We start from the raw sequence: 15,317 nt of genomic DNA, 5'->3' as shown, positions 1-15,317 counted from the left end.
CGCACGCTCAGGGCCCTCGAGCGGACCTTGCCGGCCACCGTCTCCTCCGACGGCGGCCACGCCAGCCGCAGCCCGCAGGCGGCGCTGGAGCTGCTGTTCGACCTCAATACCCTCGACGACGCCCTGACCCAGCGTGGCCTGTCGGCCCCGGAGGAGCTGCTGCGGGCGATCGACCGGCTGTCCGGGCCGGCGCGCTTCTTCACCCTGGCCGACGGTCGGCTGGCGGCCTTCCAGGGTGGAGACGAGCTGGATCGAGCCTATGTCGCCGCCGCCCGCGCCGAGGAGGAACCGGCGGATCGCACCGCGCCTGCCGCCCGCAACGGCTACCATCGGCTGGAAGCCCGCTCGCTGCAGGTCTGCGCGGACGCCGCGCCGCCGGCGCGGGGTCCCTGGAGCGTCACCGCCTGCGGCCAGCCGCTGGCGATCGAGGTGCTGGTCGGCCAGCGGCGGCTGATCGTTTGCGGCGGCTGGTCGCCGGATTCGCAGGCGCCGCACGCCATGCGGCTGGTGGACGCCGCCTCCACCGCCTCGATCGGCGACGTCGCGTGCGGCGCGCCGGTGCGCGGCTTCGCCGCCAAGGTCCTGGGCCCGCAGCTGCTCGGCGGGCCGCGCAAGGTCGAGGCCCGCCGCCACGAGGCGCCTGGGGCGCAATGGCTGGAGCTGGCCCACGACGGCTGGGCCGAGCGCTTCGGCCTGCGCCACGAGCGGCGGCTCTATATCGACATCGAGGCCGACGAGCTGCGCGGCGAGGACCGCTTCGTCCCCCTGTCCGGCGAGGGCAATGCGCTCGGCCGCCGGTTCGTGCCCTTCATGGTGCGCTTCCACCTGCACCCCGACGTCCAGGCGCAGATCGCCCGGGACCGGAAAAGCGTGCTCTTGAAGCCCGAGGGCGACGACCGCGGCTGGTGGCTGCGCAATGACGCCCTCGAGGTCGCGCTCGAACCCTCGGTGCGTTACAGCCTCGGCCAGCCGCGCCGCTCGCAGCAGATCGTGCTGCGCGGCCAGGCGCGGCTGGCGGAGGGTGCGCGCGTGCGCTGGAAGCTCTCGCAGGTCGCCCGCGTTGACGCCGATGCGGGCGAGCCTTAAGTCCCGCCCCATCCTTGCGTGACTGGCGATGTAAGGTGGGCGACCACCGGGGAGCGCAAGGAATCTAGACAGCCGCTCGCCTGGGCATTTTCCTCGCGCCGCTCAAGGAGAACGCCATGCCTGCCGCTCCCGACTTCCCCGCCGCCCCCGACCGCGCCGCGGTCCGCCGGGCGCTGATCTCCGTCTCCGACAAGACCGGCCTGGTCGAGGCCGCCAAGGCGCTCGCCGCCATGGGCGTGGAGCTGGTCTCCACCGGCGGCACCCGCAAGGCGATCGCCGACGCGGGCCTTGTCGTGAAGGACATCTCCGAGCTGACCGGCTTCCCGGAGATGATGGACGGGCGGGTGAAGACCCTGCACCCGGTGGTGCACGGCGGCCTGCTCGGCGTGCGTGACGCGCCGGAGCACAAGAGGGCGATGGAGGAGCACGGGATCGGCGGGATCGATCTCGTCTACGTCAACCTCTATCCGTTCGAATCCACCATCGCCGGCGGCGCCGACTACGCCACCGCCATCGAGAACATAGACATCGGCGGCCCGGCGATGATCCGCTCGGCGGCCAAGAACCACGGCTATGTCGCGGTCTGCACCGAGATCGCCGACGTGGAGGAGGTGCTGGCCGAGCTCAAAGCCGAGGGCGCGACCAGCCTGTCGTTACGCAAGCGCCTGGCCGCCCGCGCCTACGCCCGCACCGCGGCCTATGACGCGGCCATCTCCGGCTGGTTCGCTGGCCAGCTGGGCGAGGAGGCGCCGCGGCGCCGCGCCTTCGCCGGCGAGCTGGCCCAGACCATGCGCTACGGTGAGAACCCGCACCAGAATGCGGCCTTCTACCGCTTCGCCAACCCGCGGGTCGGCGTGGCGACGGCCAGGCAGCTCCAGGGCAAGGAGCTCAGCTACAACAACATCAACGACACCGATGCGGCCTATGAGCTGATCGCTGAGTTCGACCCGGGTAAATTTCCGGCCTGCGCGATCATTAAGCACGCCAACCCCTGCGGCGTGGCCACCGGCGGCTCGCTGCTGGAGGCCTATGAGCGGGCGCTGGCCTGCGACCCGACCAGCGCCTTCGGCGGCATCGTCGCGCTGAACACCCGGCTCGACGCGGCCACCGCCGCCAAGGTGCTCGAGATCTTCACCGAGGTGGTGATCGCTCCTGACGCGGACGAGGACGCAGTGGCCCTGTTCCGCAAGAAGAAGAACGTCCGCCTGCTGACGACTGGCGGCCTGCCTGACCCGAACGCGCCCGGCGACACCTTCCGCTCGGTCTCCGGCGGCTTCCTGGTGCAGAGCCGCGACACCGCGCGGCTGACGCCCGCGGACCTGAAGGTGGTCACCAAGCGCGCCCCGACCGACGAGGAGGTGCGCGACATGCTGTTCGCCTTCACGATCGCCAAGCATGTCAAGTCGAACGCCATCGTCTACGCCAGGGCCGGCCAGACGCTCGGCATCGGCGCCGGCCAGATGAACCGCAAGGACAGCGCCCGCATCGCCGCCCTGCGCGCCGCCGACTTCGGCCTGGAGCTGAAAGGGTCCGCCTGCGCCTCCGAAGCCTTCTTCCCGTTCCCGGACGGCCTGATCCAGGCGGCGGACGCCGGCTGCACCGCGGTGATCCAGCCCGGCGGCTCGATCGGCGACGACAAGGTCATCGAAGCCGCCGACGAGCGCGGCCTGGCCATGGTCTTCACCGGGGTCCGGGTGTTCAGGCACTAAATCTTCCCTCCCTTGATGGGGGAGGGAAACTACCTCCGTCGCCTTGCCTCTCCCGCCAGCGCCAGCTCGCGCAGGGCGGCGTTGGCGATGGTGAGCTTGGCGAAGGTCCAGCCGCCGGGCGCGGCTTCGATCTCCTCCAGCGTGCGGCGCGCGGCGGCGACCTGGTCGGCGCGCGGGGCGCACCAGGCGTGGACCGCGGCGCGCGCGCCCTCGGCTTCGGCGGCCTTCTTCGCGTCGGCCCTGGCGATCACGGCGCGGGTCAGGCTCGTCTGTTCGGCCAGCAGCTCCTCGATCAGTCGCCGGAGGGCGGTGCGCTCATAGTTGTCGCCGACCGCGAAGGCGGCCGCCGCGGCGCGCAGCCGGTCGAAGGCGAAGGCCTCGCCGACCGCGTGGTAGAGCCGGGCCGCGCTCTTCAGCGGCCATTCCGCGCCCTCGGCCAGGTCGACGAGGTCGGCGGCGGTGCTGATCGCCTGCAGCACCGCGGCGGCGCGGGCGAGGTGCTCCGGCGCCCCGGCGTCGACCAGGCCGCGGGTCCGCGCTTCGATCGCCTCGCGTTCGACCGGCGAGGCGATCTCGGGGGTGAGTGCGCGCAGCTGCCGGAAATCGTCGCAGTAGCGGTCGACGAGGGTCTGCACGGTCGCCTTGTCGCGGGCCGCGCGCCGGGCGAGCCAGAAGGCGCCGCCGCGCAACGCCGAGGCGATCCGGCGATAGAGCGCCATCTGGCCCGTGGACGGCGCGCGATCGTCGAGGGCGGAGACCTCGTCCCACAGCACGTCGACGTCGAGCACGATCTTCGCCGCCTCGTAGCCGGCGACGAAGGCCGCCACGTCGCAGTTGGCCGCGTTCATCAGCCGCCAAGGGAAGCTCGGCCCGCAGCGGTCGACCACGTCGTTGGCGACGACGGTGGCGATGATGTCCGGCCGCAGCCGGTGGCGGCGGATCGTCTCGCCGCGCCGGCGCAGCGGCTTGGGGAAATAGGCTTCGAGCCGGCCTTCCAGCCACGGATCGTCGACCGCGCCCGCCGCGGTCATCTCCCGCTTCAGCTCCAGCTTGCCGTAGGCCAAGAGGACCGCCAGCTCCGGCCGCGTCAGTCCCTGGCCGGCGGCGGCGCGGGCGCCGATCTCCGCCGGGCCCGGCAGGCTCTCGACGGCGCGGTCGAGCCGGCCTTCCGCCTCGAGCCTGGCGATGAACTGGGCGTAGGGCTCCAGCTCGCCGGCCGCGTCCATCTCCATCAGGGAGAGCGCCAGCGTCTGGCCGTAGTTGTGCGCCAGCACGTGGGCGGCGACGTCTTTGGTCATCGACCTCAGGAGCGTGTCGCGGCGGCGCCTGGTCAGCTGTCCGCTGCGCTCCAGCATGCCGGTGAGGATCTTGATGTTGACCTCGTGGTCGGAGGAATCGACCCCGGCGGAGTTGTCGATGGCGTCGGTGTCGATCCGCCCGCCGGCTTGCGCGTACTCGATGCGGCCGGCCTGGGTGACGCCGAGATTGGCGCCTTCGCCGACCACCTTGACCCGCAGGTCGCCGGCATTGACGCGGACGCCGTCGTTGGCCTTGTCGCCGACGTCGACGTTGGCTTCGCGGGCGGCTTTCACATAGGTGCCGATGCCGCCCATGTAGAGCAGCTCGGCCGGGGCCTTGAGGATGGCGGTGATCAGCTCGGCCGGGCTCAGCTCGGCGTGCTTGACGTCGAGGGCCGCCTGGGCCCGGGGCGAGAGCGTGATCGCCTTCAGGCTGCGGGCGTAGACGCCGCCGCCCTCCGAGATCGCCTGGCGGTCGTAGTCGGCCCAGGACGAGCGGGGCAGGGCGAACATCCGCTTGCGCTCCGCGAACGAGCGCGCCGGATCCGCATCGGGGTCGATGAAGATGTGGCGGTGGTCGAAGGCGGCGATCAGGCGCGTCTGCTCCGAGAGCAGCATGCCGTTGCCGAACACGTCGCCGGACATGTCGCCGACGCCGATGACGGTGAAGGGCTCCGTCTGGATGTCCTTGCCCAGCTCGCGGAAGTGGCGCTTCACGGCCTCCCAGGCGCCGCGGGCGGTGATCCCCATCTCCTTGTGGTCGTAGCCGGCCGAGCCGCCGGACGCGAAGGCGTCGCCGAGCCAGAAGCCGTAGGATTCGGCCACCGCGTTGGCGATGTCCGAGAAGGTCGCCGTTCCCTTGTCGGCGGCGACCACGAGGTACGGGTCGTCGCCGTCGTGGACGACGACGCCCGGCGGATGGGCGACGCGCCCCTCGGGCGTCAGGTTGTCGGTGAGGTCGAGCAGGCCGCAGAGGAAGGTGCGGTAGGCGCAGATCGCCTCGGCGCGCACGGCCTCGGGCGTGCCGCCCTTCGGCAGGCGCTTGGGATAGAAGCCGCCCTTCGAGCCGACCGGAACGATGACCGCGTTCTTCACCTGCTGCGCCTTGGCCAGGCCCAGCACCTCGGTGCGGAAGTCGTCGCGCCGGTCGCTCCAGCGCAGGCCGCCGCGCGCGACCGGGCCGAAGCGCAGGTGCACGCCCTCGACGTTCACGGCCCAGACGAAGATCTCGCGGAACGGCTTGGGGGCCGGCAGGTCGGCGAGCTCGCCGCTGGCGACCTTGAACGAAATGTAGGGCTTGGGCCGGCCGTCGGCGCCCTGCTGGTAGTAGTTGGTCCGCTGGATCGCCCGGACCAGCTGCGCCAGGCGGCGCAGCACGCGGTCCTCTTCCAGGCTGTCGACGTGCTGCAGCGCCGACAGGATCTCGGCCATCACCGCCTCGTCCTGCACGCCGCGGGCGGCGAGGTCGGCGCGGATCGCCGGGTCGAAGCGGGTGCGGAAAAGGTCGAGGATCAGCCTGGCGACCCCCGGGTTGTTCGCCAGCGCCTCTTCCTGGGTCCGCTGGGTCGGGTCTAGGCCGGACTGCTGCCGGTAGCGGGCCAGGGCGCGCACGAGGGCTGCGTCGCGCCACGGAACGGAGAGCTCCAGCACCAGGCGGTTGAAGCCGTCGTTCTCCGTCTGGCCGGTCCAGACCGCCGCCACGGCCTCCTCGAAGGCCGGCTTGACCTCGGAGAACACCAGGTGTTCGCCGCGCTCGTCGTCGATCTCGAAGTCGTGCACCCAGACCGGCGGCTCGTTAGACCCTTCGCCGTCGAAGGGGGGGCCGGTTCGGGGTAGCGAATGGTCTAATTTCAAAGACTCATGAGCATCCGGCGTTTCATTCGAACCGCCGGATGCTCTGGCGCGGGTGATCGGGAAGCCGGCCTCGGCCATGGCCTTCAGGCCCATGTTCTCGAGGATCGGCAGCACCTCGGCCAGCGGGATCGGCGCGCCGGGCCGGTAGAGCTTGAAATGGAACTGCGTCGGCCCGTCGCCGGGCAGGCGGTAGGCGCGGGCGCGGACCGGCGCATCGCCCATGGCCTCGATCAGCTCGAGATCGGCGAGCGCCTCGGCGGCGTCGAAGCGGTCCTGGTAGCCGGCGGGGAAGGCGTCGCGATAGCGCGCCAGCGTCGCCGCCACCTCGGCGGGCCGCTGCCGCTTGGCGCGGACCGCGGCCTCGAACCGGTCGCGCCAGCTGCGGGCCGCCTCGGCGATGTCCTGCTCCAACGCCTTCAGGTCGGGCCAGGGATGGGCGCCCGGCGAGAAACCGATGACGTAGTGGACACGGGCCAGCGGCGCGTCGAGCACGATCGGATAGGCGGCCGAGACGCGGCCGCCGTAGGCCTGGGCCAGCATCTGCCCGGCGCGCCGCTCCAGCTCGGAATCGTACTGGTCGCGCGGCAGGAACAGCAGCACCGAGGCGAAACGGTCCAGCGGGTCGCGGCGCTCGAACAGGCCGACCCTCGGCCGATCGTAGAGGTGCAGGATGCCCAGCGCCTGGTCCAGCAGCTCGTCTTCGCCGACCTGGAAAAGCTCGTCCCGGGGATGGTTCTCCAGGATGTTCTTCAGCCGGTTCTCGCTGTGTCCGCCGGGGGCGGCGCCGGCCCGGCTGAGGACCCGCGCGACCTTCTCGCGGAGCAGCGGCACGGCGGTGACCGCCTGGTCGTAGGCCTCGGCGGTGAACAGGCCGACGAAGCGGACCTCGCCGTAGGGCCGGCCCTCGTCGTCGTAGCGCTTGACGCCGACGTAATCGAGATAGCCGCGGCGGTGCACCCGACTCTTGGAGTTGGCCTTGGCGACGGTGACCGCGGTCTCGCGGAAGATCCGGTCCTTGGCCTTCTTGGCCAGGATCGCCGGCTCGTTGGCGCGCCTGAGCACCGTGCGCGCGGGATCGCGCAGGACGCCCAGACCGTCCTTGGGCTGGTAGAGCGGCTCTTCGGGCGCATAATCGCCGTTGTCCAGCCGCGGGAATTCGTAGATCCGCGCCCCCAGGAAGACGAAGCGCTCGGCCTCCAGCCAGCGCAGGAACTCGAACTCCTCCGGCGTCGCCTTGCCGGGGCGTTCGCTGAGTTCGTCGATGGTGCGCTGCATCAGCGCCAGCATCTTCGGGAAGTCGTCGACCGCGGCGTGGACGTCGGACAGCGTCGCGGCGATTCCCTCGGCCAGGGCCGCCTCGCGGTCGGCGCCGACCGGCGCCAGCACCACCTGGATCATCGATTCCCGGCGCGGCGTCCCGGTCGTCGCGCGCGCGCCGGCGCGGTCGCGGCGCACCTCGACGATCGGGTGGAACATGGCCCGGACGGCGAGGCCCTGGTCGGCGACCTCGCCCATCACGCTGTCGACCAGGAAGCGGCAGTCGTCCTGGATGATCTCCAGCCGGTCGAGGCCCGGCTCGGCCGCCCCCAGCGCGGACGCCACCCGCACCAGCGGCGTGCGCGCGCGCCGCCTGTCGCCGAAGCGCCAGAAGTCCGCGAGGTTCGCGGCCAATTGGTCGGCGGAAAGTTCGGGAAGCTCGTCGGCGGTGGCGTCGGCCGCGGCCTGTTCGGCGAAGCTGTGCGCCGCCGCCAAGGCCTCGCCGTCAGGAACGATCGCCTGCTGGATGGATTGAGCCAGCGTCGGGGCCAGAGCCGTGGCTGCGGTCCTGGCTGCAGACAAGGCGCGCCGTTTGCTCATCGACGCGCCTCCGCAGCTCGAGCGAGGACGCCGCCGGAGGAGAGTGTCCGGCGGCGTGCGGTCCCGCCGTGGGGGATCGGCGGTTCGCTCAGGGCTCGCTGCGTCCGCGGGCTCGGGGGGCGGACGCACCTGCCGCGGCGAACAACGTCGCGGCTCACTCTAGATAGGTTCCTGACCGACAAGGAAAAGATCCCCGTTTGACATAACTTATTGTGATCGCGAGCGATGCGCCTCGTCCGGCAGGCGGCCGGGCCGCGCCTCCTTCAGCTGGTGCGGATTGCCGTCCGCAGACAGCAGAACGGCGATCCAGCGCGTGCCGTCGAACTGCGCGAGGATCACCATGATCATGACCGTCAGCGGCGTCGACAGGAAAGCGCCGACGATGCCCCAGATCGCGCCCCAGAAGGCGAGCGCCAGGAGCACCACGACGGGATCGATGTTGAGGCTGCGCCCCTGCATCCGCGGGTAGATGAAATTGCCCACCACCACGCCGATGCCGTTCAGCACGCCGAACAGCACGATGGCCTGCCAGAGGGTGTCGAACTGCAGCAGGGCGAAGAGCGGCGGGGCGACGATGGCGATGAAGCCGCCGATCACCGGGATGTAGGCGATGACGAAGATCACGAAGGCCCAGAACGCCGCGTCGTTCAGGCCCACCGCCAGCATGGCGATGAAGGAGGCCAGCGCGATCATCGCGCCGGTGATGGTCTGGACCCACAGATACTGCTCGACCCCGTCGCGGATCCGCAGGAAGGCCGCGACCGCCTCCTGACGCTCCTCGCGGGTGCGGAACAGCGCCACCATCTTCCGCTCGAACGTGCGCCGCGAGGCGATGATGAAGCCGGCGTAGACCAGCACGAAGCTGGCGGTGGAGGTGAAGTTCTGCAGCCCCTTGGCGACGACGCCCAGGTACTTCGCCGGATCGAGCTGCTCGGCGATGGTGCTGATGCTCACCGGCGCGCGGATGCCGATCAAGTTCGCCGCCTGGGCGATCAGCCGGTTGAGCTTGGGGGTGTAGGCGATCAGCTGGCCGCCGAAGCTGGTGGCGTTCTCGGCGATGAAGAAGGCGCTGCCGCCGAAGATCGCCACCGACAGGATCACCGCCAGCGGCAGGGCGGCGCGGCTCGAGACGCCCGGCAGCCGGTGCTCCAGGACCCGGGCGAAGCCGTCGATCATCACCGCCAGGAACATCGCCAGCGCCAGCGGCGTCAGGATGTCGGACATCCAGGAGAGGGTCGCCCCGGTGGCGATGACCGCCAGCACCACCACGGCGTTGCGGGTCACGGCGGAGGACGAGACGGCGGCGGCCATGGAGCCCCTTTTATCAGCGCCGCCGGAATGTCTGCGGCCCGGGCCCTTGCGTCAATCGCGCCGATGCGGACAGCCTGCGGGCCTGAAGGGCTCGGGCGTCCGATCATGCGGCCGCGCCGGATGCAGAAGGAGCTGATCCGTGGCTGACGACGGCGTTCTGATCGGGGTGTCCGACCATCCGCAGATCCTCAGGCTCGACCGGGCCAACCGCCACGGGCTGGTGGCCGGGGCGACGGGCACGGGCAAGACGGTGACCCTGCAGGTGCTGGCCCAGGGCCTGTCCGACGCCGGGGTGCCGGTGTTCGCCGCCGACGTGAAGGGCGACCTTTGCGGCCTCGCCGCTGCGGCCCAGCCGAACGAGAAGCTCCTGGCCCGCGCCCAGCAGCTGGGCGTCACGCTGCAGCCTTCCGCCGCCCCGGTGATCTTCTGGGACCTGTTCGGCCAGGCCGGCCATCCGATCCGGGCCACCATCTCGGAAATGGGCCCGCTGCTGCTCTCGCGGATGCTCGACCTGAACGACGTCCAGGAGGGCGTCTTGAACGTCGTCTTCCGCGCGGCGGACGAGGAGGGGCTGCTGCTGCTCGACCTGAAGGACCTGCAGGCCGCCCTGAGCTACGCCTCGGACAACGCCCGTGCGCTCAGCGGCAAGTACGGCAACGTCGCCCCGGCCACGGTGGGCGCGGTGCAGCGCAAGCTGCTGGTGCTGGAGAACCAGGGCGGCGCCAACCTGTTCGGCGAGCCGGCGCTGGATCTCGGCGACCTGATGCGCACCGACCCGTCCGGCCGTGGCTACGTCAGCGTGCTGGCGGCGGACAAGCTGATCGGCTCGCCCCAGCTCTACGCCACCTTCCTGCTCTGGCTGATGAGCGAGCTGTTCGAGCAGCTGCCGGAGGTCGGCGATCCGGAAAAGCCGAAGCTGGCCTTCTTCTTCGACGAGGCGCACCTCCTGTTCAACGACGCGCCCAAGGCGCTGCTCGACAAGGTGGAGCAGGTGGTCCGCCTGATCCGCTCCAAGGGCGTCGGCGTCTACTTCATCACCCAGAATCCGGCCGACGTGCCGGACGCCGTGCTGGGGCAGCTGGGCAACCGCGTGCAGCACGGCCTGCGCGCCTACACCCCGGCCGACCAGCGCGGCCTGAAGGCCGCCGCCGACAGCTTCCGCGCCAACCCCGGCTTCGACACCGCCCAGGCGATCCAGGGCCTGGGCGTCGGCGAGGCGCTGGTCTCGGTGCTGGATGCCAAGGGCGCGCCGACCATGGTCGAGAAGACCAGCGTCCGACCGCCGAACTCGCGGATCGGCCCGCTTTCCGCCGACGAGCGCCGCCAGCTGATGGCGGCGAGCCCGGTGCGCGGGACCTACGACCAGGTGCAGGATCGCGAGTCCGCCTTCGAACTGCTGAAGGCGCGCGCCGAACAGAAGGCGGCCGCGGCCCAGGCCCCGGCGGCGAGCGCCCGCCAGCCGGCGGCCCGTCCGTCGCAGGGCGAGCAGATGATCGACGCCTTCGCCAAGTCGATGATCCGCACCATCGGAACCCAGGTCGGCCGGCAGATCATCCGCGGCGTGCTCGGCGGCATCCTCGGCGCGGCCGGCGGCGGCAGGCGATAGGCCGCGATGGACGCGGGCTGCCTCTTGCCGGTATCATCTGGTTGAAAAACTTAAGCTTAAGCCAGATGAGCGCCGCCGAGATGAACGACGCCGCCTTCGATCCGCGCCAGCCGATCGACCCGTCCCGCGCGCTGGTCCCGGCGGTGATGCGGCTGAACGAGCGGCGGGTGACGCGCGGGTTCTGGCCGAAGATTCGCAAGGCCGCCGCCCACGTGCCGTTCGCCGCCGACGCGCTCGCCGTCTGGTACTGCGCACGCGACGACGAGACGCCGTCCGCGGCCAAGGGAATGATGCTGGCGGCGCTGGCCTACTTCGTCCTGCCGGCCGACGCCGTGCCCGACTGCATCCCGATCATCGGCTACACCGACGATGCGGCCGTGTTCGCCACCCTGATCGGCGTCGTCGGCCGCCACTTGAAGCCGCGCCACCGCGAGGCCGCGCGCCAGGCGATCGAGCGGATCCGCTCGCTCCCCTAAATGGCCATCAAGGAAGGGAGGACCCGTACGGCCGGGTGATGATCTCCAGGAAATGCCCCGACGGGTCGTCGAAATAGACGCCGCGGCCGCCCCAGTGGGTGTTGATCTCGCCGGCCCGGCGCCTGGCCGGGTCCGCCCAGTAGGTCAGGCCGCGCGCCTTCACCCGCCCGAAGATGGCGTCGAACTCGGCCTCGGAGACCAGGAAGGCGTAGTGCTGGGGCGAGATCGGCGGCCGGTCCTGGATGTAGTCAAGGCTGACGCCGTTGGCGGTGCGCACCGCCAGGAAGGGGCCGAAGCTCTCGGGCTCAGGCAGACCGAAGACCTCGACCATGAAGCGCGCCGAGGCCTCGCGATCGGCCGCGTGGACGATGGTGTGATTGAGCTCGACGCTCATCGGCCCGTCCCTCCTTGCGTCACTCCGCCGCCAGCCGCCGCTGGATGTCGATCCGCACCGGCAGCGACTTCACCGCCGGCGTCTTGCTCTCCTCGGCGAAGTGGGTGACCGGGGCGAGCACGTTGCACTCCGGATAATAGCCGCCCAGGCAGCCGTCGGGCAGGTTGAACGGCGTGACGACCAGCCCCTCCTTGCGCCGGCGGATCCCATCGGCGGCGGCGCTTTCGAGGGCGACCACGTCGCCGGCCTCGAGGCCTAGCTTCTCCATCTCCGCCGGGTTGATCAGCAGGATCTCGCGCGAGCCGGAGAGCCCGCGCAGCCGGTCGTGGTAGCCGTAGAGCGTGGTGTTGAACTGGTCGTTCGAGCGCAGCGTCATCAGCCGGTAGACCCCGGGGTCGTCCGCGAAGCCGGCGGCCGAGAGCGCCGCCGGCGTCACGAACGAGGCCTTGCCGCCAGGCGCCTCGCTGAAGTCGCGACCCCGGGCCTTGTTGCCGCGGTAGAAGCCGCCGGGCTCGTGGAAGCGGGCGTTGAAGCCGGTGAACCACTGCGGATAGGTGGCCTCGATGGCGTCGCGCACCTTGGCGTAGTCGCCGGCCCAGGCGGCCCAGTCGACCCTCGGGTTGGGGGCCAGCGTCGCCCGGGCGATGCCGGCGACGATGGCCGGCTCGGAGCGCAGGTTGTCGCTGGCCGGCTCATAGTCGCCGAACGAGGCGTGGATGCAGCTGGTGGAGTCCTCGGTCGAGACGGTCTGGTCGCCGCCCGCCTGGGCGTCGCGCTCGATCCGGCTCAGGCACGGCAGCAGGTAGGCGGTCTTGCCGTTGATGAGGTGGCTGCGGTTGAGCTTGGTGGCGACCTGGACGGTGAGCTCCAGCGCCGGCCACGCGGCCTCGATCCGCGGGATATCGGGCACGGCGCGCAGGAAGTTGCCGCCAAGGCCTACGAAGGCCTTCACCGTCCCGGCCAGCACGCCTTCGCAGGTCTCGATGGTGTTGAGCCCCTTCTCGCGCGGCGGCTCGAAGCCGTAGAGATCTCTTAGGCGGTCGAGGGGCGCAAGCTCCGGCTTCTCGGTGACGCCGACGGTCCGCTGGCCTTGCACGTTGGAGTGGCCGCGCACCGGGCAGAGGCCGGCGCCCGGCCGGCCGACATTGCCCTTCAGCAGCATCAGGTTGCACAGCAGCCGCACGTTCTGCACGCCCAGCCGGTGCTGGGTGAGGCCCATGCCATAGACGGCGATCGCCGCGGTGCTGCGCGCATAGGTTTCGGCGGCGTGGGCGATCTCCGCCCGCGGCAGGCCGGCCTCGCGTTCGATCTCCTCCCAGGGCGTCGCGCGGCAATAGGCGGCGAAGGCTTCGAAGCCCTGCGTGTGCTCCTGGATGAAGGCGTGGTCGAGGATCGTCCGCGTGCCGTCGGCGCGGACGGCGTCGTCGGCTTCGATCAGCCACTTGCAGAGGCCGACCAGCACGGCCGGGTCGCCGGCGGCCTTGACCTGATGGTACTCCGAACTGATCCGGGTGGCCGCGCCGGTGACCATCTGGAACGGCGACTGCGGATTGACGAACTTCTCCAGCCCGCGCTCGCGCAGCGGGTTGAAGGTGATGATCGGCACGTCGCGCTTCGCCGCCTTCTGCAGGTCGTGCAGCATCCGCGGGCTGTTCGAGCCGGGATTCTGGCCGAAGAACAGGATGCAGTCGGTCTGGGCGAAATCCTCCAGCACGACGGTGCCGACCGGCACGCCCAGGCTCTGCTTCAAGCCGACCGAGGTGGACTCGTGGCACATGTTGGAGCTGTCGGGCAGGTTCTGGTGGCCGTACATTCGCGCCATCAGGGCGTACATGTAGCTGGCCTCCAGCGAGGCGCGGCCGGAGGTGTAGAAGACCACCGACTTCGGATCGAGCGCCTTCAGCGCGGCGCCGATCGCCGCGAACGCCTCGTCCCAGCTGCAGGGGACATAGCGGTCGAGCTGGGCGTCATAGCGCAGCGGGTCGGTCAGCCGGCCCGCCTGCTCCAGGTCGTAGTCGCTCCAGTCCTGGAGCTCGCTCACCGTGTGCTCGGCGAAGAAGGGGGGCGTGCAGCGCCGGCGCGTCAGGTCCCACAGGGTCGCCTTGGCGCCGTTCTCGCAGAACTCGGCGGTGTGCGGATGCGCCGGCTTGGACCAGGCGCAGCTGACGCACATGAAGCCGTCGGCCTTGTTCTGCCGCAGCAGTTCGCCGAGCGGCAGGTCGCCCTCGCCCTGCGAGACCTTGCCCATCCCTTCCAGCGCCCCCCAGCCGCCGCCCGGGCCGCGGTGGGCGCGCTTCTTCGGCGGGTGCGGCGCGCTCTTCTCCGACCGGTCCATGGCGGCCTCCTGGCGGCTGATGGTCTGCCTAACGGCTCGCGATCCGAGAAGTTCGCCGTCGGAGCTTCCCCATTCAGAACCGGTCCCGTGAGGGCCTTGCGCGATCCGAGGCGGGACTTGAAAAGCGAGGCCTGCGTTCGACCGTGAATGGGCCTATATCCTTCCCATGCCGCCGCGCCTCAGACCCACCCGCCTGGAATACGTCGTCGACGGCGTGAAGCTGCGCAGCCAGCTGACCGCCGCCGCGCTGGAGAACCTGCGCAGCGAGCAGGCGCAGCGGAAGGCGGCGCTGGAAGTGCTGAAACAGGCGCTGTTCCGCGGCCGGATGATCGCCAAGGAGCGGCTGGAGAACGGCGCCGGCGGGATCGAGACCGCGGGCCTGATCTCCGGCGTCACGGACGAGGTGATCACCGCCCTCTACGACTTCGTGACGGTCCATGTGTACCGGGCGCGCAATCCGAGCGAGGGCGAGCGGCTGGCGGTGATGGCGGTGGGCGGCTACGGGCGCGGAACGCTCGCCCCCTTCTCCGACATCGATCTGTTGTTCGTGCGCCCCTACAAGCAGACCGCCCACGCCGAGAGCGTGATCGAGTACATGCTCTACGCCCTGTGGGACCTGGGCTTCAAAGTCGGCCACGCCTCGCGCACGATCGAGGAGTGCATCCGCCTGTCGCGCGAGGACTTCACCATCCGCACCTCGATTCTGGAGGCGCGGCGGCTGACCGGCGACGCGGCCCTGGCCAGCGACCTTCTGCGGCGGTTCAAGACCGACGTCGTGAAGGGCACCGGCGCGGAGTTCGTCGCCGCCAAGCTGAAGGAGCGCGACGAGCGCCACGCCCGCGCCGGCTCCAGCCGCTACATGGTCGAGCCCAACGTCAAGGAGGGCAAGGGGGGCTTGCGCGACCTCAACACCCTGTTCTGGATCGCCCAGTACCTGCATCCGGGCGAGCCGATCGAGCGGGTGATGCAGCTCGAAATGTTCGAGCGGCGCGAAGTCAGCGCCTTCATCCGCGCCTTCGACTTCCTGTGGGCGGTGCGCTCGCACCTGCACTTCACCACCGGCCGCCCGGAAGAGCGCCTGACCTTCGACCTGCAGCCGGAGATCGCCCGGCGGATGGGCTACGGCGACCGCGGCGACGCGCCCGCGGTCGAGCGCTTCATGCGCCGCTACTTCCTGGTCGCCAAGGAGGTCGGCGCGCTGACCCGGGTATTCGCCGCCAAGCTGGAGGCCGAGAAGGTCAAGAGCCGGCCCACCGGCATCTCCCGGCTGCTGCCCCGCCGGCGGCCGAAGAAGAAGCCGCTGGACGAGCCGGGCTTCCACGAGGTGGGCGGGCGGCTGGACGTCGACGGGCCCGAGACCTTCGAGCGCGATCCGGTGAACCTCTTGCGCC

The 15,317-nt window shown here is 70.8% G+C and carries 8 protein-coding genes, 1 pseudogene and 1 riboswitch; of the genes and pseudogenes, 5 read left to right on the top strand and 4 right to left on the bottom strand.

What is annotated here, in order from left to right:
- Both VJS38_RS20665 and purH read left to right on the top strand, forming a co-directional pair.
- Positions 1 to 1,086: heparinase II/III domain-containing protein (locus VJS38_RS20665; RefSeq protein WP_324090033.1), on the top strand; the 1,086-nt coding region annotated here is incomplete at its 5' end.
- Between the two features lie 8 nt (positions 1,087 to 1,094).
- A riboswitch (ZMP/ZTP riboswitch) is annotated at positions 1,095 to 1,179 on the top strand.
- A 23-nt stretch (positions 1,180 to 1,202) separates the two neighbouring features.
- The gene (gene purH / locus VJS38_RS20660) at positions 1,203 to 2,795 is read left to right on the top strand and encodes a bifunctional phosphoribosylaminoimidazolecarboxamide formyltransferase/IMP cyclohydrolase (RefSeq protein ID WP_324090032.1); all 1,593 of its coding nucleotides are present in this window, start codon (positions 1,203 to 1,205) and stop codon (positions 2,793 to 2,795) included.
- Between the two features lie 29 nt (positions 2,796 to 2,824).
- On the opposite strand, the gene VJS38_RS20655 is transcribed toward purH, so the two are convergent.
- Positions 2,825 to 7,804, bottom strand: coding sequence for an NAD-glutamate dehydrogenase (locus tag VJS38_RS20655; RefSeq protein ID WP_324090031.1), 4,980 nt, complete (start codon positions 7,802 to 7,804; stop codon positions 2,825 to 2,827).
- Positions 7,805 to 8,011: 207 nt separating this feature from the next.
- Entirely contained in the window at positions 8,012 to 9,115 is a 1,104-nt protein-coding gene (locus VJS38_RS20650) for an AI-2E family transporter (protein WP_324090030.1), read from the bottom strand.
- A 139-nt stretch (positions 9,116 to 9,254) separates the two neighbouring features.
- On the opposite strand from VJS38_RS20650, the gene VJS38_RS20645 reads away from it, so the two are divergent.
- Positions 9,255 to 10,721, top strand: coding sequence for a helicase HerA-like domain-containing protein (locus tag VJS38_RS20645; RefSeq protein WP_324090029.1), 1,467 nt, complete (start codon positions 9,255 to 9,257; stop codon positions 10,719 to 10,721).
- 65 nt (positions 10,722 to 10,786) lie between these two features.
- A complete protein-coding gene (locus VJS38_RS20640) occupies positions 10,787 to 11,197 on the top strand; it encodes a YkvA family protein (protein WP_324090028.1) in 411 nt (136 codons plus the stop codon).
- Positions 11,198 to 11,204: 7 nt separating this feature from the next.
- Here the strand turns inward: VJS38_RS20640 and VJS38_RS20635 are convergent, their stop codons facing one another.
- Positions 11,205 to 11,591, bottom strand: coding sequence for a VOC family protein (locus VJS38_RS20635; RefSeq protein ID WP_324090027.1), 387 nt, complete (start codon positions 11,589 to 11,591; stop codon positions 11,205 to 11,207).
- 19 nt (positions 11,592 to 11,610) lie between these two features.
- On the bottom strand, positions 11,611 to 13,926 hold the full coding sequence (locus VJS38_RS20630; RefSeq protein ID WP_324090026.1) for an FdhF/YdeP family oxidoreductase: 2,316 nt from the start codon (positions 13,924 to 13,926) through the stop codon (positions 11,611 to 11,613).
- Positions 13,927 to 14,092: 166 nt separating this feature from the next.
- Here VJS38_RS20630 and VJS38_RS20625 point away from each other — a divergent pair.
- Positions 14,093 to 15,317: pseudogene (locus tag VJS38_RS20625) on the top strand (bifunctional uridylyltransferase/uridylyl-removing protein); the annotation flags it as partial.

It is taken from the genome of Phenylobacterium sp. (assembly GCF_035276905.1).
Lineage (GTDB): Bacteria > Pseudomonadota > Alphaproteobacteria > Caulobacterales > Caulobacteraceae > Phenylobacterium.
Note: the sequence above shows the minus strand (reverse complement) of the source record. Positions and strands in the feature narration are given on the sequence as shown.